General features: G+C 64.9%; 17 protein-coding genes and 1 pseudogene. 15 read left to right on the top strand and 3 right to left on the bottom strand.

Features of this window, described 5'->3' with window-relative positions; all coding sequences use genetic code 11:
* The first annotated feature begins 74 nt into the window (after positions 1 to 74).
* The gene (gene hfq / locus EV662_RS10955; RefSeq protein WP_081535796.1) at positions 75 to 308 is read left to right on the top strand and encodes an RNA chaperone Hfq; all 234 of its coding nucleotides are present in this window, start codon (positions 75 to 77) and stop codon (positions 306 to 308) included.
* Positions 305 to 1,603 (top strand): GTPase HflX, encoded by a 1,299-nt coding sequence (gene hflX / locus EV662_RS10960; RefSeq protein ID WP_243695825.1) that lies wholly within the window; start codon positions 305 to 307, stop codon positions 1,601 to 1,603. Before hfq ends, hflX begins: the two co-directional genes overlap by 4 nt.
* A gap of 181 nt (positions 1,604 to 1,784) precedes the next feature.
* Here the strand turns inward: hflX and EV662_RS10965 are convergent.
* The 3 genes and pseudogenes from EV662_RS10965 to miaA all read right to left on the bottom strand — a co-directional run.
* A pseudogene (locus EV662_RS10965) lies at positions 1,785 to 2,290 on the bottom strand (IS5 family transposase); the annotation flags it as partial.
* Between the two features lie 87 nt (positions 2,291 to 2,377).
* Complete coding sequence (locus EV662_RS10970; RefSeq protein ID WP_132462205.1) at positions 2,378 to 3,166, bottom strand: AraC family transcriptional regulator; 789 nt, start codon at positions 3,164 to 3,166, stop codon at positions 2,378 to 2,380.
* Positions 3,167 to 3,320: 154 nt separating this feature from the next.
* A complete protein-coding gene (gene miaA, locus EV662_RS10975) occupies positions 3,321 to 4,193 on the bottom strand; it encodes a tRNA (adenosine(37)-N6)-dimethylallyltransferase MiaA (RefSeq protein WP_132462326.1) in 873 nt (290 codons plus the stop codon).
* Positions 4,194 to 4,282: 89 nt separating this feature from the next.
* Between miaA and pyrH the strand changes: the two genes are divergently transcribed.
* The 13 genes from pyrH (at position 4,283) to lpxB (ending at position 16,436) form a co-directional block, all read left to right on the top strand.
* The gene (gene pyrH, locus EV662_RS10980; protein ID WP_132462206.1) at positions 4,283 to 5,020 is read left to right on the top strand and encodes a UMP kinase; all 738 of its coding nucleotides are present in this window, start codon (positions 4,283 to 4,285) and stop codon (positions 5,018 to 5,020) included.
* A 55-nt stretch (positions 5,021 to 5,075) separates the two neighbouring features.
* Complete coding sequence (gene frr, locus EV662_RS10985) at positions 5,076 to 5,642, top strand: ribosome recycling factor (RefSeq protein ID WP_132462207.1); 567 nt, start codon at positions 5,076 to 5,078, stop codon at positions 5,640 to 5,642.
* Positions 5,643 to 5,719: 77 nt separating this feature from the next.
* Positions 5,720 to 6,394, top strand: coding sequence for a polyprenyl diphosphate synthase (gene uppS, locus EV662_RS10990; RefSeq protein ID WP_132462328.1), 675 nt, complete (start codon positions 5,720 to 5,722; stop codon positions 6,392 to 6,394).
* The gene (locus EV662_RS10995; RefSeq protein WP_132462208.1) at positions 6,394 to 7,185 is read left to right on the top strand and encodes a phosphatidate cytidylyltransferase; all 792 of its coding nucleotides are present in this window, start codon (positions 6,394 to 6,396) and stop codon (positions 7,183 to 7,185) included. The genes uppS and EV662_RS10995 overlap by 1 nt, the downstream gene beginning before the upstream one ends.
* Positions 7,186 to 7,192: 7 nt before the next feature.
* Positions 7,193 to 8,377 (top strand): 1-deoxy-D-xylulose-5-phosphate reductoisomerase, encoded by a 1,185-nt coding sequence (gene dxr, locus EV662_RS11000; RefSeq protein WP_132462209.1) that lies wholly within the window; start codon positions 7,193 to 7,195, stop codon positions 8,375 to 8,377.
* A 28-nt stretch (positions 8,378 to 8,405) separates the two neighbouring features.
* Entirely contained in the window at positions 8,406 to 9,752 is a 1,347-nt protein-coding gene (rseP, locus tag EV662_RS11005; protein WP_132462210.1) for an RIP metalloprotease RseP, read from the top strand.
* A gap of 100 nt (positions 9,753 to 9,852) precedes the next feature.
* A complete protein-coding gene (locus EV662_RS19545) occupies positions 9,853 to 9,990 on the top strand; it encodes a hypothetical protein (protein ID WP_165915581.1) in 138 nt (45 codons plus the stop codon).
* Positions 9,991 to 10,155: 165 nt separating this feature from the next.
* Positions 10,156 to 12,477: an outer membrane protein assembly factor BamA gene (bamA, locus tag EV662_RS11010; RefSeq protein WP_132462211.1), complete on the top strand. Its 2,322-nt coding sequence runs from the start codon at positions 10,156 to 10,158 to the stop codon at positions 12,475 to 12,477.
* Positions 12,478 to 12,481: 4 nt separating this feature from the next.
* Positions 12,482 to 13,093 (top strand): OmpH/Skp family outer membrane protein, encoded by a 612-nt coding sequence (locus EV662_RS11015; protein WP_243695826.1) that lies wholly within the window; start codon positions 12,482 to 12,484, stop codon positions 13,091 to 13,093.
* A gap of 89 nt (positions 13,094 to 13,182) precedes the next feature.
* The gene (gene fabZ / locus EV662_RS11020) at positions 13,183 to 13,644 is read left to right on the top strand and encodes a 3-hydroxyacyl-ACP dehydratase FabZ (protein WP_132462212.1); all 462 of its coding nucleotides are present in this window, start codon (positions 13,183 to 13,185) and stop codon (positions 13,642 to 13,644) included.
* Between the two features lie 4 nt (positions 13,645 to 13,648).
* Positions 13,649 to 14,446 (top strand): acyl-ACP--UDP-N-acetylglucosamine O-acyltransferase, encoded by a 798-nt coding sequence (lpxA, locus tag EV662_RS11025; protein WP_132462213.1) that lies wholly within the window; start codon positions 13,649 to 13,651, stop codon positions 14,444 to 14,446.
* The gene (locus EV662_RS11030) at positions 14,443 to 15,291 is read left to right on the top strand and encodes an LpxI family protein (RefSeq protein WP_425057009.1); all 849 of its coding nucleotides are present in this window, start codon (positions 14,443 to 14,445) and stop codon (positions 15,289 to 15,291) included. The genes lpxA and EV662_RS11030 overlap by 4 nt, the downstream gene beginning before the upstream one ends.
* Positions 15,276 to 16,436, top strand: a complete 1,161-nt coding sequence (gene lpxB / locus EV662_RS11035) for a lipid-A-disaccharide synthase (protein ID WP_132462215.1) — start codon at positions 15,276 to 15,278, stop codon at positions 16,434 to 16,436. Before EV662_RS11030 ends, lpxB begins: the two co-directional genes overlap by 16 nt.
* The last annotated feature ends 13 nt before the right edge of the window (positions 16,437 to 16,449 follow it).

Here is a 16,449-nt window from a genome sequence, read left to right on the forward strand (position 1 = left end):
TCGCGACATACTCCAACGACGGAACGACGGCTGTCCGCCGACGGGCAGGACCAGAAAACAAGGGCAATAATCGAATGGCTGCCGACAAGCAGAATTTGCAGGACGCTTTCCTTAACCATGTTCGCAAGACCAAGGTTCCGGTCACGATCTTCCTGATCAACGGCGTCAAGCTGCAGGGGGTGATCACCTGGTTCGACAATTTCTGCGTGCTGTTGCGCCGCGATGGCCAATCTCAGCTGGTGTACAAGCACGCGATCTCGACCATCATGCCATCGCAGCCGATCAATCTGTACGACGGTGAGGATTGAGCCCTTCCGAGTTCGAGGACCACGGCCCGCGCATCACCCGCGCATGGGTGCTGCATCCCGACATCACGTCCAATCGTGGTCGGCGACCTGCCGGTCCGGCTCTGGATGAGGCCGTAGCCCTCGCCGCCGCGCTTCCCGACCTCGAGGTGGTCGGGTCCGATATCGTGCCGCTACCGAAGGCGCGGCCCGGGCTGTTGTTCGGCACCGGCAAGATCCAGGAACTGGGCGCGCAGCTCAAGGCCGCCGAGGTGGAACTCGTATTGATCGACGGACCCGTGACGCCCGTTCAGCAACGCAACTTGGAACGGGAATGGGAGGTCAAGATCCTCGACCGCACCGGTCTGATTCTGGAAATCTTCGCCGACCGCGCGCGTACCCGCGAAGGTGTACTTCAGGTGGAACTGGCCGCGCTGTCCTATCAGCGCACGCGGCTGGTGCGTGCCTGGACGCACCTTGAACGCCAGCGCGGCGGCCTTGGGTTCGTGGGCGGGCCCGGCGAAACCCAGATCGAGGCCGACAGGCGGGCCATTGACGAGGCGATCACCCGGCTGCGCCGGCAACTGTCCAAGGTCGCCAAGACGCGCGATCTGCACCGGGCCGCGCGGCGCAAGGTTCCGTTCCCGGTCGTGGCGCTGGTGGGCTATACCAACGCGGGCAAATCCACGCTGTTCAACCGGCTGACCGGTGCCGAGGTCTTGGCCAAGGATATGCTGTTCGCCACCTTGGATCCGACGATGCGTGCGGTGACTCTTCCCACGGGTCTAAAGGTGATCCTGTCCGACACGGTGGGTTTCATTTCGGACCTGCCGACGCAGCTGGTCGCGGCCTTCCGCGCGACACTGGAAGAGGTTCTCGAGGCCGATCTGATCTTGCACGTGCGCGACATCGCCCATCCCGACACCGAAGCCCAGGCCGAGGATGTGCGCACGATCCTTGCCGAACTCGGTGTGGCCCAGGCGACACCGCTGATCGAGGTGTGGAACAAGACCGACCTGTTGGAACCACCGGCAAAAGCGGCGCTTGAGGCGGTCGCGGCACGCCACGAGACGGTGATGACACTGTCGGCCTGGACGGGCGATGGGCTGGACGCCCTGCTGGACGGCGTCACCCGGGCACTCGATGAAACGCGCACACGCCGCGAGGTGCGGCTTGGACATGACGAGGGCAGAAAACGCGCCTGGCTTTATGCCCAAGGCGTGGTCGAGGCGGAAGAGCAGGGCGAAGACGGTCCGGTTCTGACCGTGAACTGGACCGCTCGGCAGGAACAGCGTTTCCGCATGATCGGCCAGGGATAGGCGCCTCATTCGGCCGCGACCTGAATCACCGGCTCCATCGGTAGCGCATTGCGTTCGCAAAGGTTCGCCGGAACGCTGTCCTTCCAACGGCATCGCGTCAGAAACGGGCAACCGGACTGTGGGTCCAGGCCGAAGTTCCGCAAGAGCCTGCGCAATGACATCTCGAGCGCGATGAGCAGCACAGTGCCCGCGCGCCGATGTACTCACTTACCTGACCGGCGGTGACGAAGAGACGGATCGGACGCCAGACGCTGTCCGTGACGGCATGCAGCTTGGTGTTCATGCTGCCCTTGGTCCGTCCGATCAGACGTCCACGCCCCCTTTTCACCTGCAGGCACGTCCCCGTGCGGAGCGTCTTGAGATACTTGCGCGGGCGCGCTCGAACCAGTGGCGCCTGCGCCCGCTCACGTCGATCATCGCCGTTTTCTCTTCGGGCTGATCCCCGGTTAGTGCCGCGAGTAGCCGGGCGAAGACGCCCCGCTCGCTCCAACGCTTCCAGCGGTTGTACAGGGTTTTGTGCGGGCCTTACTCTCTTGGCGCATCACGCCATCGCAACCCATTGCGATTGAAGGAGATTATGCCGGAAAGGACGCGCCGGTCGGCGACACGGGGTTTGCCGTGGGTCTTTGGGAAGTAGGGCTCCAGACGCGCCATCTGGTCGTCTGTCAGCCAGAAGAGATGGCTGATGACACCGCTCGCTTTTCGAGCAATGAATCAGAAGCTTACGGACTGCTCAATGGGTCCTGAACCTAAGGCTTGCTGGTCGAACACCACTCAGTCGGCCTTGCGGAATTCCTTGGGCGTGGCGCCTGTACGGGCCTGGAAGGCGCGGGTGAAATAGGCGGGCGATGCATAGCCAAGCGCCTGGGCGATCTCCTTGACCGGGGCGCGGGTGTCGGCCAGCAGGCGGCGCGCTTCACTGATCTTGCGCTCTGCCAGCAGGTCAGATGCGGTGCGCCCGCAGGTCTGGTTGCAGACCCGGGTCAGATGCGTCGAGGTGACGCCCAGATCGGCGGCATAGTCGGATACCGATTTCGGGCTTCGGAATTCCTTTTCCACCAGCGCAGCGAACCCCGCGGCCAGCCTACGCGCCGAATCCGGTGCCGTCGCTACGTCTTCGGCCAGCAGAACCTGCCGCTCCAGCCAGACCGAGATGAGCCCCGCGTAATGTCGGATCGCACGGCGCGACCCCGTCCGTCGGCCCGCCAATTCGCGTTCCAGGCTGTCCAGAAGGGTCGTGATCTCGACCTGGACCTGGCCATCGCGAATCCGCAGGTGATGCGGTGTATCGGGTAGATCGAGGTCGGGAATGCCGGAAAACATCACCGCCGAGCCGTAGACCTGTCCGGTCATCTCGAAGCCATGCATCGTATGCGGCGGAATGAAGATCGCGTTGTGCGCACCATAGCCTCGGGTGGCGCCCGCCACGGTGATCCGGCCCTGGCCCTTCGTGATCCACAGAAGTTGGGGCGCGGAATAGCTGCGCATCGCTTCGGCACGCCAACGGCTGCCCTGCGTAAGCCGCGAGAACGGCACGACACGAATCTCGGGAAACAAAGTCATGGCGGTGAAAACCCATGTAGGAGGCACAAGGAGATTGCGCCCCGCAGGGGGACCCAGGTCCGAACCCGGCAAGAATTCACCGATTCGCTCCCTTCGGTAAACCCGATCGCGTTGAAATTGTGCAGTTCTGTCTTTTCTGTGCCTACGCGGGCGGTCAATCCGTGCGAATCAACCGCCACGCACCGAACCGGGCGCGGAACCAGCTGCGCTGGCGCTTTGCATATTGCCGGGAGGCGATCTGGGCCGCCGCGATCGCGTGGTCCAGCGTCAATTCCCCCCTGAGATGGGCGATCAGTTCAGGCGCGCCTATCGCGCGCACCGACAGTAAAGCAGGGTCCCAGCGAGCCATGTTGGCGCGGGCCTCTTCCAGCGCGCCGTCCTCGACCATCCGTTCGAAGCGCCTGTCGATCCGGGCGTTCAGCCAGTCGCGTTCCGCTTCGATCACCAGCGGTTGGGCGGCAGACAGCGGCAGCAGGGGCGGCGGCGTGTCGTCCTGCCAACTCGCAAGGCCGCGGCCCGTGGCTTGCAGCACCTCCCAGGCGCGCTGGATGCGTGCCGGGTTTCGGGTGTCGATCCGCGCCGCGGTGGGCGCATCCAGTTCAGCCAGCAATGCGTTTCCCCCCTCGGATGCGATGCGGGCATCGGCCTTTGCGCGGATTGCGGGCGGGGTGGGCGGGATCTCGGCCAGCCCTTCGGTCAATGCCGTGAAGTAAAGCCCCGTGCCGCCGACGATGATCGGCCTATTGGGCCCGTGCAGGATCGGCGCGAGGTCACGCAGCCAATGGCCGACGGAATAGGCCGCGTCCCATGCGACATGACCATACAGCGCATGTGGCACGCGCGACTCGTCCCGGACGGTGGGCCGCGCGGTCAGGACTCGCCAGCCTTCGAACACCTGCAATGCATCGGCGTTGACGATCACGCCGCCCTGCGCCTCGGCAATGGCCAGTGCCAGCGCCGATTTGCCGCTGGCCGTCGGTCCTGCGATAAGAACCGGGCGGGCGGGATCGAGATCGGGCAGCTCCATGCGTGTCATGGCCTCGTTCGCCGTTGAACCTTTCGGGCTTTTCCGACATTTTGCCCGAAATGCAAGAACACGGAACTGGGGCAGAGCGTATGGACGACGGCGGTGCCAATAAACCGAAACCCACCTACAAGCGGGTCCTTCTGAAAATCTCGGGCGAGGCGCTGATGGGCGACCAGGGCTATGGGTTGCACCCTCCGACGGTCGAGCGCATCGCCCGCGAGGTCAAGGCTGTCCGCGATCTAGGCGTCGAGATCTGCATGGTGATCGGCGGAGGAAACATCTTTCGCGGACTCGCGGGCAGCGCCCAGGGGATGGAACGGACGACCGCCGACTACATGGGAATGCTCGCCACCGTCATGAACGCGCTGGCGATGCAGTCCGCGCTGGAAGGGATGGGCGTTTTCACCCGCGTGATCAGTGCGATCCGTATGGACGAGGTGGCCGAGCCCTACATCCGCCGCCGCGCCGTGCGGCACCTTGAGAAAAAGCGCGTGATCATCTTTGCCGCCGGGACGGGCAACCCGTATTTCACCACCGACACCGCGGCGACCCTGCGCGCGAACGAAATGGCCTGCGAGGCGATCTTCAAGGGGACCAAGGTCGATGGCGTCTACGATAAGGACCCGATGAAAAATACCGATGCCAAGCGGTATTCGGACATCACCTATGACGACGTCTTGGTGAAGAACCTCAAGGTCATGGACGCCTCGGCGATTGCGCTGGCACGTGACAACGATCTGCCGATCATCGTTTTCAGCCTTGATGAACCGGGGGGGTTCCGCGGCATCCTCTCGGGGCAAGGCACCTATACAATCGTGCACGGATAGCGCTATAGCAATCGCGACACGTGACACCGAACCGGACCAGCAAGAGTTCAGACATATGGCCGACGACGACCTTGAAATCGACCTCGACGATCTGCAACGCCGCATGGACGGCGCCATGACCGCCCTGCGCCACGAATTCGCCTCGCTCCGGACCGGTCGGGCATCGGCCAGCATGCTTGACCCCATCATGGTCGATGCCTATGGCGCCGCGACCCCGATCAACCAGGTCGGTACTGTCAACGTGCCCGAACCCCGCATGGTCACGATCAACGTCTGGGACAAGTCGCTGGTAAACAAGGTCGAAAAGGCGATCATGGAATCAGGCCTGGGGATCAACCCGCAGACCAACGGCACGATCATCATGCTGCCGATCCCCGAGTTGAACGAGGAACGGCGTAAGGAATTGACAAAGGTTGCCGCGCAATATGCCGAACAGGCCCGCGTGGCCGTGCGCAACGTCCGCCGTGACGGGATGGAGCAGTTGAAGAAGGCCAAGGGCGCGGGGATGAGCGAGGACGATCAGAAGGTCTGGCACGACGAAATCCAGGAGCTGACCGACAAGCACATCGCCGAGATCGACAAGGCGCTGGACAACAAGCAGCACGAGATCATGCAGGTCTGATCCCTGCGGGTCGGAAAGGGGGCGGCGTGGCCGCGAAGGACAATAACGGGACCGGCCCGACCCATGTGGCGGTGATCATGGACGGCAATGGCCGCTGGGCGCAGATGCGCGGGCGGCCCCGTCTGTTCGGGCACCAGGCCGGTGCACGCCGTGTGCGCGAGATCGTCGAGGCCTGCCCTGACCTGGGGATCCGCTACCTGACGATCTTTGCCTTCTCGACCGAGAACTGGAAACGCACCCAGGCCGAGGTCACCGGCCTGATGACCCTGTTCCGCCGCTATATCCAGAAAGAGGCGCAGGCGCTTCTGAACGAGGGCGTGCGGGTGCGCTTCATCGGCGATCGAGACCGGCTTGACCCCAAGCTTGTGCGGATGATGCGCGGACTTGAGGAATTGACCGAGGGCAATGATGTCGTCCACCTGACGATCGCCATAAACTATGGCGGCCGCGACGAGGTGGCCCGCGCTACCAAACGGCTTGCACGCGAGGTCGCTGCCGGTCGGCTCGATCCCGAGGACGTGGATGCCGAGACGCTGGCCCATTTCCTGGACACCTGCCTGCTGCCCGATCCCGACCTGGTGATCCGCACCTCTGGCGAGGCGCGCATCTCGAATTTCCTTCTCTGGCAGTCGGCCTATGCCGAGTACGAGTTCACACCGGTTCTTTGGCCCGATTTCACCCGAGAGCATTTCGCCGAGATCCTGGCGAATTATGGCACCCGCGAACGCCGGTTCGGAGCGGTCAAGGCGTAATGGCAGTCCGAGGCTCTTGGGAGGATTTGTCGGCAAGACTGGCCTCGGGCGCGGCGATGGCTGTGATCGGCGTCGTTTTGATCGCGCTCGGCGGCATCTGGTTCGCAGGGCTGGCGGCGATCGTCTCGGGAATCATGATCTGGGAGCTGGGCCGGATGATGGCGCCCGAAACCGGCCGCCTGCCGGTGGCGCTTGGTCTGCTGTCGGGCGCGGCTGTGCTGGCCGCCTGGGCACTGCCGGGCCTTTACGCCTTGCCGCTTCTGATCGCGCCGGCTCTGGTGGGCGCGGGGCGGATTGCGAAGGACCGGCTGCTTTACGTTGCCTACGCGGGCGCCATCCTGGTCGCTGGCTATGGGCTTGCCAGTTTCCGGGTGGAATATGGCATGGTCTGGCTGATCTGGCTTGTGCTGGTCGTGATCGCCACCGACGTGGCGGGGTATTTCGCCGGCCGTTTCATCGGCGGTCCCAAGTTCTGGCCAAGGATCAGCCCGAAAAAGACCTGGTCGGGCACCGTGGCGGGCTGGGTATCGGCTGCACTGATCGGGGCATTTTTCCTGACCTTCACGAATGCCGGGCGCGACCTGCCGTGGATTTCGGTCGCGCTGTCCTTTGCCAGTCAACTGGGCGACATCGCCGAAAGCGCGATCAAACGCCGCACGGGGGTCAAGGACAGCTCTTCGCTCTTGCCCGGCCATGGCGGTCTGTTCGACAGGTTCGACGGGTTGCTGGGGGCGGCGTTGCTGATGCTGCTGGTGGCCCAGCTTGTCTATGTTCCCGAAGTGAGGTTCTGAAAAACGCATGGCACGGCGGCGGATCACGATCTTTGGGGCGACAGGATCTATCGGCGAGAACACGGTCGACCTTCTGACCCGGCAGGGCGGGGCCGACGCCTATGATGTGGTTGCATTGTCCGGCGGGCGCAACGTCGCGCGCCTGGCGGAACAGGCCCGTGCCTTGAAGGCTGACCTGGCGGTGACGGCCTATCCCGAATGCTACGACGATCTGAAGGCCGCTTTGGCGGGGTCGAGTGTCGAGGCCGCGGCCGGAACCGATGCACTGGCCGAGGCGGCAGACCGTCCTGCCGACTGGATCATGTCTGCCATTGTGGGGGCCGCGGGCCTGCCGCCCGGAATGCGCGCGCTGAAGCACGGAACGACCCTGGCGCTGGCGAACAAGGAAAGCCTGGTGACGGCGGGGCCGCTGTTGCTGGCGACGGCCAAGGCGCATGGCGCCCGCATCCTGCCGGTGGACAGCGAACATTCGGCGATCTTCCAGGCGCTTGTCGGTGAAGAGATCGACGCGGTGGAGCGCATCATCATCACCGCTTCGGGCGGGGCGTTCCGCGACTGGCCGCTGGACGCACTTGCCAACGCCACGCCGGAGCAGGCGTCGTCGCACCCGAACTGGGACATGGGACAGCGGATCACGGTCGACAGCGCCTCCATGTTCAACAAGGCGCTGGAACTGATTGAGACCAAGGAATATTTCGGGGTTGATCCCGCCCGCATCGAAGCCGTGGTTCATCCCGAATCGTTGATCCATGCGCTGGTCGGGTTCCGCGACGGTGCAATCATGGCCCATGTCGGGCCGCCGGACATGCGCCACGCCATCGGATACGCGCTGAACTGGCCCGATCGGCGCGACCTGCCGGTTGCCCGCCTGGACCTTGCCCAGATCGGTCAGCTGAATTTCCGGCCCGCCTGCGAGAAACGATGGCCCGCCCTGCGTCTTGCCCGTGAGGTGATGCAGGCGGGTGGCCTGACCGGCGCCGCCTTCAACGCCGCCAAGGAAGCGGCGCTTGACGCCTTCCTCGCCCGCCGCATCGGGTTCACGCAGATGGCCGAGGTGGTCGAGGACGTGCTGGGGCGGCTTTCGCGCGACAGCACGCTGACAAAATCCCCGCTCAGCCTTGAGAAAGTGCTGGAAGTGGACCATCTGGCACGAGAGGCGGCGGCCGAGGCGGTCAGCGCCCTCGCGTCATAAAGCAGTCACAAGCCCGGGCTCTGAGCATTTGGATTTCGTTTCTCTGATTCCCTCCGCTGGGAACCTCGTGTTCACCGTTGGCGCCTTCATCCTGGCGCTGTCGATCATCGTTACAGTTCACGAATACGGCCACTACATCGTCGGCCGCTGGTCGGGGATCAAGGCCGAGGTATTCTCGCTGGGCTTCGGCCCCGTTCTCGCCAAGCGCACCGACCGGCACGGCACGCAATGGCAGATCGCGGCGCTGCCGCTTGGCGGGTACGTGCGGTTCCTGGGCGATGCCAATGCCGCCAGTGCCAAGGCCGCCCCCGAGGTTGCCGGGATGGATGCCGAAACACGGCGCCACACGATGCATGGCGCACCGCTTTGGGCACGCACGGCAACGGTGGCCGCTGGGCCGCTGTTCAATTTCGCCCTATCGATTCTGGTTTTCGCGGTGTTGGCGCTTGGCCGCGGTGTCGCGATCGAGCCGCCGACCGTGGCCGATTTGGCCCCGCTCCCCGCCACCGTGACCGACCGAAGCGACTTGCTGCCTGGCGACACTATCCTCGCGCTGAACGGTACATCGACGCCCGATTACACCACGTTCTACGCGGTGGTCGACACGCTGCCCACCGATGAACCGCCCACCTACACGGTGCGCCGCGACGGTACCGAACGCGAGGTGACCGGGCCGTATCCGTTCCCGCCCATCGTGGCCTCGGTGCAACCGAATACCGCGGCCTCCGAGGTAGGGATGAGGCCCGGCGACGTGGTCCTGTCGATCGACGGCACCCCGATCCGCGCGTTCCGCGAATTGCAGTCCCGCGTGGCCGAAACCGGCGGCAAGCCGGTCGATGTTGCCGTCTGGCGCGACGGCGAGACCTTGGAATTCCGCCTGACGCCGAAATCCATGGACCTGCCCATGCCCGACGGCACGTTCGAGACGCGCTGGCTGATCGGCATGACCGGCGGGTTGGCCTTCGAAAGTGCGACCCGCACGCCCGGCCCGGTCGAGGCGCTGGCCTATGGTACCGATCAACTGGTGTTCATTCTGCAATCCAGCTTGTCGGGCCTGTACCACATGGTCACTGGCGCGATCAGTTCCTGCAACCTGTCCGGCCCCATCGGCATCGCCGAAAGCTCGGGTGCGGCGGCCAGCCAGGGCCTGGAAACCTTCGTGTGGTTCATCGCGATGCTGTCGGCCGCAGTGGGGCTGTTGAACCTGTTCCCGATCCCGGTACTCGATGGCGGTCACCTGGTGTTCTATCTCTACGAGGGGATCACCGGACGGCCGCCCAGCGACCAGGCGATGCGATTCCTCATGGCGCTTGGGCTTGCGCTGCTGATCGGGCTTATGAGTTTCGCCCTGACAAACGATATCTTCTGTCCCTGATCGGCGCGGGCCGGCCCGGTGCGGCGGCCCAAATCCTGCCACATTGCTCGGCTACGCTGCTGCGCATAGCGCAACGACAGGGCCATTCGACGGATTAGCCATGACCCAGGCCATCCAGACACTCCGGGACGGATACCAGGGGCTGATGCTGCTTATGCAGATCAGCCTTGATCGCCTGCTGTTTCCAACCGCCATCGGCCTTTCGCTAAGCTTCTGCGCCTATATCATGACCCTTTGACGGCGCTGCCGGAGGCAGCGACCATGGCCGATGCACCGCCAGAGCCGCGCTTCTTCTGCGGAGCCGGGGCAACGGTCGCGATTTCCCCGTCCTTAGGCTTTTGACATCGGCAGGCGTTCCCGGTAGCAAAAGTCGAAGAAAATAACGTCAGGGCGGAACGGCGACATGTCGAGAATCGGACGCGGGGAAATCGGCCGGCGCGGGCGGGCGCACCTTGTTGCAGCATCGGTATTCCTTGGCGTGGCGGGGGCATCCGCTGTGGCGCCCCAGGCCGTGCTGGCGCAAACCTATCGCTTTTCCAGCGTCGAGGTGAACGGCAACCAGCGCGTCGATGCCTCGACGATCCTGTCCTATGCCGGGATTGGCCGGGGCGAAGCGGTTTCGGCGGCGCGCCTGAACGACGCCTATCAGGCAATCGTCGATACCGGTCTTTTCGAGAATGTCGAACTCGTGCCGCGTGGCGGCACCTTGGTGATCAACGTCACGGAATATCCGACGATCAACGTCATCAACTTCGAAGGCAATTCGCGCATCAAGGATGAGGACCTGGCTGAAATCGTTCAGTCCCGCTCGCGCCGGGTCTATTCGCCCAGCGCGGCCGAGGCGGACGCTGCCGCAATCGTGGCCGCTTACGAACAGCAGGGCCGGCTGGCTGCCAGCGTGATGCCCAAGATCATCCGCCGGACGGACAACCGCGTGGATCTCGTCTTCGAGATCACCGAAGGCGCCGTTGTCGAGATCGAGCGCATCTCTTTCGTCGGCAACCGGGCTTATTCCGAACGCCGCCTGCGCCGGGCACTGGCGACCAAGCAGGCCGGCATCCTGCGCCGTTTTGTGCGCTCGGACACGTTCATCGCCGACCGGATCGAGTTCGATAAACAGGTGCTGGCGGATTTCTATTCGTCGCGCGGCTATGTCGATTTCCAGGTCCTTTCGGTGACGCCGGAACTGACGCGCAACCGCGACGCCTACCTTTTGACGTTCAACATCCGCGAAGGGCAGCAGTTCCGCTTTGGCGAGATCACGACCGTGTCCGATCTGGCCGAGGTCGACCCCGAGGAATTCCAGCGCGCCGCCAATATCGACGCAGGCCAGGTCTACACCCCTGTCGCGGTCGAGAACGTGATCGCGCGCATGGAACGGCTGGCGATACGGCAGGGTCTGAATTTCGTCCGGGTCGAACCGCGCATCGTGCGCAACGACCGCGATCTGACCCTGGATGTCGAATTCGCCGTGACGCGTGGCCCGCGCATGTTCGTCGAACGGATCGACATCGAGGGCAATGCCACCACGCTTGACCGCGTGATCCGACGCCAGTTCAAGACCGTCGAGGGCGACCCGTTCAACCCCCGCGAAATCCGCGAGGCCGCGGACCGGATCCGCGCCTTGGGTTTCTTTTCCGAAACCGAGGTGAGCGCGCGCGAAGGCACCGCATCCGACCAGATGATCGTCGATGTCAATGTCGAGGAACAGCCCACGGGATCGCTTTCTTTCGGGCTGAGTTACTCTGAACTCGACGGGCCCGGGGCGGCTGTTTCCTTCACCGAGTCCAACTTCCTCGGGCGGGGTCAATATCTCAGCTTGCGGCTGGACTCGAGCGCGGATGACAACACCTCGCGCCTGGTCTTCGCAGAGCCTGCCTTCCTGGGGCGGGACGTGCGGTTCAAGTTCTCGGCGCTTTATGCCGAAACCGACGAGGCCTACAATTCGCTGTACGACACCCGGATGATCGAGGTCTCGCCGGCGCTTGAATTCCCGCTTTCCGAAGCCAGCCGGTTGGAACTGCGGTACACCTTCGGCGAGTCGAACGTGCGAAATTATTCCGGCGAGTCGCCGATCATTCAGGCCGATTCAGATCGCGGGGCGCTGACCTATTCCAAGATCGGCTATACCTATAGCTATGACAGCCGGCAGACCGGGCTTGATCCCAACCGCGGCGTCCGGCTGGAGTTCAGTCAGGATTTTGCCGGTCTGGGCGGCGATCTTGAATATATCGAAACCACTGCGCTGATGGCGGCGCAAACCACGGCCTGGAACGAGGAAATCACCCTGCGTGCGGAACTCGAAGGCGGCGTTCTGTCGATGTTGGGGGGCGATGATAGCCGGGTCACGGATCGCTACTTCCTGAACGGAAAGATCCGTGGATTCGAGGGCAACGGCTTGGGACCGCGTGACCTCACGACGACCGAGGATGAAGCGCTGGGCGGCAACATGTTCGCGGTGGCCCGCTTCGAGGCGCAGTTCCCGTTGGGTCTGCCCGAGGAATACGGCGTCAGTGGCGGGCTGTTCGCCGATTTCGGCTCCGTCTGGGGGCTGGATAGCGCCGGCACGGTGGATGATGGGTTCAACCTTCGCTCCGCGGTCGGGTTCTCGGTCTTCTGGGACACGCCGATCGGCCCGCTGCGCTTCAACTTCTCGAAGGCGGTGATCAAGGAAGATTACGACGAAGAGCAGAATTTCGACCTGACGATCTCCACCCGGTTCTAGGTCGATGCGCAACATGCGCACGGTGATACTGAACCTGTTCCTTGGTTGTACCATGGTGGCAGGACCGCTCGCGGCTCAGGAAACCGGCGGAGGCGTTCTGCTGCGTAGCCCGATCCTGACCATTGATCAGGACCGACTGTTCACCGATAGCCGCTTTGGGCAGGCCCTGGTCGAGTCGCTGGAAGCCGAAAGCGCAGCGCTTGCTGCCGAGAACCGCCGGATCGAGGCCGAGCTGATTGCCGAGGAACGCGCACTGACCGAACGCCGGACCGGCTTGCCAGCCGAGGAATTCCGCGCGCTCGCCGAGGCCTTCGATGCGAAGGTTGTGGAAATCCGCCGCGCGCAGGACACCAAGTCGCGCGCGCTCAATCAGCGTAGCGAGGCCGACCGCCAGGCCTTCTACCGTCAGGCATTGCCGCTGGTCGCCGAGATCGTGCGCGAACGCGGCGCCGTTGTGGTGCTGGAACGCGGTGCGGTGATCCTCTCGGCCGAGCAGGTGGACATTACCGACGAGGCGATTCAAGCAATTGACAGGACCCTCGGCACCGAGGCGATCCGCGACATGCCCGCCCCGCCGCCGGCGAACCCGGATGACCCGCCCGCCCGTGCCGAGTAGCGCGGCTTGCCCCGGGCGTGGGGAGTTGCTAGGCCTCTGCCGGACCCGGGCCGCCGAGCCCGGCCCCGGACTGCAAGGAGCCCGTTGAGATGACCAGTGCCGCCGTGACCGAAGCCGATATCCAGCTGATCCAGCGGATCATCCCGCATCGTTACCCGTTCCTGCTGATCGACAAGGTGCGCGACATCGTGCCGAACCAAAGTGCCGTGGGCATCAAGAACGTGACGATGAACGAGCCACATTTCCAGGGTCATTTCCCGGGCACTCCGATCATGCCCGGTGTCACCATCATCGAGGCGATGGCGCAGACCGCGGCGGTGATGACCGGCATCTCGATGGACATGGTCGACAAGGAGCTGCTGGTCTACTTCATGGCCATCGACAAATGTAAATTCCGCCGCAAGGTGGTTCCCGGCGATGTGCTGGAGTTGTACATCACCGTCAAGCGCGGCGGCTCCAAGGTGTGGAAATTCGAAGGCGTGGCCAAGGTCGAGGGCGAGATGGCGGCCGAGGCGGAGTTCACCGCCATGATGGACTTGCCGCAGGAGTAGGTCTATGGGCGTCGATCCCAGCGCGCGCATCCATCCCTCTGCGGTGGTCGAGAACGGGGCCGAGATCGGCCCCGGTTGCATCGTCGGCCCGTTCTCGGTGATCGGACCCGGTGTTCGGCTAGGGCCGGATGTCGAGGTTAAAAGCCATGCCATCGTCACAGGGCTGACCGAAATCGGCGCGGGCACCGTCATCTTTTCCTTCGCCAACATCGGCGACGTGCCCCAAGACCTAAAGTATCGCGGTGAGGAAACGCACCTGATCGTCGGCGCGCGCAACCGCATCCGCGAGGGCGTGACGATGAACACCGGCACCGCGGGTGGCGGCGGTGTGACGCGGGTGGGCGACGATTGCCTGTTCATGACAGGCGCCCATGTCGGCCACGATGCACAGGTGGGCAACGGCGTCATCATGGCCAACCATGCCGCACTGGCGGGGCATTGCGTTATCGGCGACGGGGTGATCATCGGCGGTCTGTCGGGCATTCACCAGTGGGTGCGCGTGGGCAAGGGCGCGATCATTGGCGCGGTGACGATGGTCACGAATGACGTGATCCCCTACGGGCTGGTGCAGGGGCCACGCGGCACGCTGGATGGGCTGAACCTGGTCGGGCTCAAACGGCGCGGTGTCGCGCGCGAGGATATCGCCGCGCTCAGGGCGGCGTTCCAGGCACTGGCGCAGGGCGAGGGCTCGTTTCAGGAACGCGCGCGGCGGCTCTCGGACGAGGCCACCAGCGCCTATGTGCGCGAGATGGTAGGGTTCGTTCTGGCCGAATCCGACCGGTCCTTCCTGACGCCGGGCTGATGGCAGGACGGACCGCCCTCATCGCCGGCCGTGGCGCGTTGCCCGCGCATCTGGCACGCGCGCTCGCCGCTGGCAACGAACCTTTCGTGATCGCCCAGGTCGAAGGCTTCGAGATGGAGAACCCCGACGGGCTGCCGGTCGAGACCTTCGCGCTGGAACGGCTGGCGCTTCTGTTCGACCATCTGCACGACCGCGGCGTTGAACGGGTGGTGATGGCAGGTGCCGTCACACGCCCGCGTCTGGACCCCGAGCGGATCGATCCGAAAACCGCGCAACTTCTGCCCAGGATCCTCCCGCTGCTGGCCCAGGGCGACGACGCGGCGTTGCGGGCTGTCCTGGCCCTGTTCGAGGAAGACGGGTTCACGGTTGCCGGCGCGGACGCGATCGCGCCTGACCTGCTGCCCGATCCCGGCGTTCCGACCCGCGCCCGGCCCGGTTCCGCGGACAAGGCCGATGCCGCGCGCGCCGCCGGGATCGTCGCCGCGCTGGGGGCGGCCGATGTGGGGCAGGGGGCGGTGGTGGCGCAGGGGCTTTGCCTTGCTGTGGAAACACTGCCCGGCACCGATGCGATGCTCGACTGGGTGGTCGCGACCGCCGGGGCGTGCCGGCCGGACCCCGGCGGCGCCAGGGGTGTCTTCCTGAAGGCGCCGAAGCCCGACCAGGACCGGCGTATCGACCTTCCGACCATCGGCCCGGCCACGATCGAGGCCGCGGCCCGCGCTGGTCTTGCCGGGGTCGCGGTCGAGGCAGGCGGCGTGCTGGTGCTCGATCCCGATGCAACGATCGCGCGCGCCGACGCGCTGGGTCTTTTCCTTTGGATTCGTCCGCCATGCGGTTCTTCCTGATCGCGGGCGAGCCTTCGGGGGATGCGCTGGGGGCCGCCCTGATGGCCGGTCTGAAACAGCTTTCGCCCGGTGTGACATTCCATGGTGTCGGCGGCCCTCTGATGCAGGGTAAAGGATTGGCCAGCCTGTTCCCGATGGACGAACTCAGCGTCATGGGCATCGCCGAGGTATTGCCCCGCTACCGGGCGCTTATGCGCCGGATCGGCCAATGCGCGGATGAGGTGGTGCGCCTCTCGCCCGACGCGCTGATCACCATCGACAGTCCTGATTTCAACCTGCGCGTCGCCCGCCGCGTCAAGGCGCGCTCGCGCATTCACACAGTGCATTACGTCGCCCCCACGGTCTGGGCCTGGCGCCCGCGCCGCGCCGCGCGCATGGCCGAGGTCATCGACCAGGTACTGGCGCTGTTCCCGTTCGAACCGCCCTACATGCAGGCCGAGGGGATGCGCTGTGATTTCGTGGGCCATCCCGTCGTGGCGCAACCGCGCGCCACCCCCGACCAGGTCGCAGCCTTCCGCGCCACCCATGGCATCCCCGCCGATGCGCGTCTCTTGCTGGTGCTTCCGGGGTCGCGCCAGGGAGAAGTTTCCCGACTGGCCCCGATCTTCGGAGAGGCGCTCAGGCCCGTTCTTGCCCGTCACCCCTCGATGCGGGTGATCCTGCCCGCTGCTGCCCCGGTGGCGGATGCTGTGGCCAGCCTTGCCGCCAACTGGCCGGGCAGGCCGGTGATCCTCGATCCACGGGGCCGGTCCGAACCGGCGACCGAGAAACGCGCGGCATTCGCGGCCGCCGATCTCGCGCTTGCGGCCTCGGGCACCGTTTCCCTTGAACTGGCGGCCGCGGCAACGCCCATGGTCATTGCCTATGACATGAACTGGCTCAGCCGTCGTATCATCGGCCGGATGCTGCGGCTCGACACCGTTACCCTCGTCAACATCGTCAGCGATACGCGCGCCGTGCCGGAATACCTCGGCGAGGACTGCAAGCCCGCCCCCATCGCCGCGGCTCTTCTACGGCTGCTTGACGATCCGGCTGCCCGCGCCGCCCAGGCCGAGGCCGCGCGCCTGACCATGGCGCGCCTGGGGCAGGGGGGTACACCGCCGGGCCTCCGCGCCGCCCGTGCTGTCCTTGACGGGCTCGCATGATCGCAGTTCTTTT

Source organism: Rhodovulum marinum (assembly GCF_004343075.1).
GTDB classification, from domain to species: domain Bacteria; phylum Pseudomonadota; class Alphaproteobacteria; order Rhodobacterales; family Rhodobacteraceae; genus Rhodovulum; species Rhodovulum marinum.